The 1940-nt window shown below is 43.8% G+C and carries 3 protein-coding genes and 1 pseudogene; all 4 read left to right on the plus strand.

Annotated elements, in window-relative coordinates:
* Positions 1 to 486 (plus strand): Hsp70 family protein (locus ACP45E_RS00860; protein WP_158008353.1); only part of this gene is annotated, 486 nt, incomplete at its 5' end.
* A 20-nt stretch (positions 487 to 506) separates the two neighbouring features.
* Complete coding sequence (gene fdx / locus ACP45E_RS00865; RefSeq protein WP_017034145.1) at positions 507 to 845, plus strand: ISC system 2Fe-2S type ferredoxin; 339 nt, start codon at positions 507 to 509, stop codon at positions 843 to 845.
* Between the two features lie 39 nt (positions 846 to 884).
* Entirely contained in the window at positions 885 to 1085 is a 201-nt protein-coding gene (iscX, locus tag ACP45E_RS00870; protein WP_017034146.1) for a Fe-S cluster assembly protein IscX, read from the plus strand.
* A gap of 176 nt (positions 1086 to 1261) precedes the next feature.
* A pseudogene (locus tag ACP45E_RS00875) lies at positions 1262 to 1940 on the plus strand (aminopeptidase PepB); the annotation flags it as partial.

Raw genomic sequence — 1940 nt, forward strand, 5'->3', positions numbered from 1 at the left:
AAAGGAATACCACCGATGACGGCTGGCGCTGCCCATGTTCGTGTTACATACCAAGTTGATGCAGATGGTTTGCTCTCAGTAACCGCCATGGAAAAGAGCACGGGTGTCCAGGCTGAAATTCAGGTTAAACCCTCTTATGGCTTAAGTGACAACGAAGTGGCTAACATGCTGAAAGATTCGATGACGTATGCCAAGGCGGATATGGATGCTCGTTCTCTTGCTGAGCAGCGTGTTGAAGCTGATCGTGTTATTGAAGGTCTTATCGCAGCGATCGACCTTGATGGTGATGACTTATTAACAGAGCAAGAAAAGAAAGTGCTTATTAAAGCGATCGAATCACTGATTGAGCTTCGCAATGGCGATGATCCTGACGCGATAGAGCATGGTATCAAACAAACCGATGCCGCAAGCCAAGATTTCGCCTCTCGCCGTATGGATAAGTCTATTCGTACTGCGCTGTCTGGCCAGTCAGTTGATGATATTTAACCGTTAGAGAATAGATAAAGATGCCTAAAATTATTGTTTTACCTCATGAAGACCTTTGCCCAGAAGGTGCTGTATTAGAAGCTAAATCAGGCGACACTGTTCTTGATGTTGCTTTGAAGAACGGTATCGGTATTGAACACGCTTGTGAGAAGTCGTGCGCGTGTACAACCTGTCATGTTGTTATTCGTGAAGGTTTTGATTCACTGGCTGAAAGTGATGATCTAGAAGACGATATGCTAGATAAAGCTTGGGGATTAGAGATGGAATCTCGTTTAGGTTGCCAAGCAAGAGTCGCCGATACTGATTTAGTGGTGGAAATTCCAAAGTACACCTTAAACCTAGCGTCTGAAGATCATTAGAACAGAGTAAATAAAGCTTAGCGAAATTAAGGAGCACTTATGAGTTTAAAATGGATTGACTCGCGTGATATCGCGATTGAACTATGTGATTTGCATCCCGAGACAGACCCACAAACGGTTCGCTTTACCGATTTGCATCGATGGGTTATGGAGCTTGAAGATTTTGAAGACGACCCTAACCATTCTAACGAAAAAATCTTAGAAGCCATTATGCTGTGCTGGATGGATGAAATCGATTAATGGTGTTTTTTCAGACAAGCTCGGTTTAAAACATTACCAAGTTAACAATTCTAAATAAATAAAGCGGACCTCATGGTCCGTTTTTTTATCAAATTGACACTTTCATCCTACATAATGCTAACATTCCTCCGATATGAAAAATGGTATTGATTACCTTACAAAAACAAGGAGCAACCATGTCAACACAGATGTCCCTATACATTAGCCATGAACCCGCACAACCCCAATGGGGCGACAAAGCGATTTTGTCATTTTCAGATAGCGGTGCAACGGTACATACTGGTGAAGGCCATGAATTAGACGTTATTCAACGTGCGGCTCGCAAATTAGACTCTCAAGGTGTAAAAGCCGTCTCATTGCAAGGGAAAGGCTGGGATTTAGAAAAAATTTGGGCTTTTCAGCAAGGCTACAGAAGCGCTAAAAAACTCAATAGCATCGAGTGGTCGCCATTAGAAGCAGACAACCAAGCAGAGTTAGAAGCCAGAATTATAACCACGGACTGGACTCGCGACATTATCAATAAACCCGCCGAAGAAGTTGCCCCGAGACAATTAGCAACAATGGCCGCTGAGTTTATTAAGTCTGTCGCTCCGAAAGGTACGGTGACGGTCAAGATAGTCAAAGATAAAGACTTACTTGCGGAAAATTGGCAGGGTATCTACGCAGTAGGAAGAGGCTCTGAACGTACTTCAGCGATGCTGCAACTCGACTATAACCCGACTGGTGATGACAATGCGCCTGTATTCGCTTGTCTTGTTGGGAAAGGGATCACATTCGATTCTGGAGGCTATAGCATCAAACCTGGTCAGTTCATGACATCCATGAAAGCGGATATGGGGGGCGCTGGAACCATTA

Origin of the sequence: Vibrio genomosp. F10 str. 9ZD137 (genome assembly GCF_049974785.1) — a bacterium.
Taxonomy (GTDB): Bacteria; Pseudomonadota; Gammaproteobacteria; order Enterobacterales; family Vibrionaceae; genus Vibrio.

Excerpts from the sequence above, each read along its gene's own strand:
- iscX (WP_017034146.1), top strand. The coding sequence starts at position 885 with ATGAGTTTAAAATGGATTGACTCGCGTGATATCGCGATTGAACTATGT.
- fdx (WP_017034145.1), top strand. The coding sequence starts at position 507 with ATGCCTAAAATTATTGTTTTACCTCATGAAGACCTTTGCCCAGAAGGT.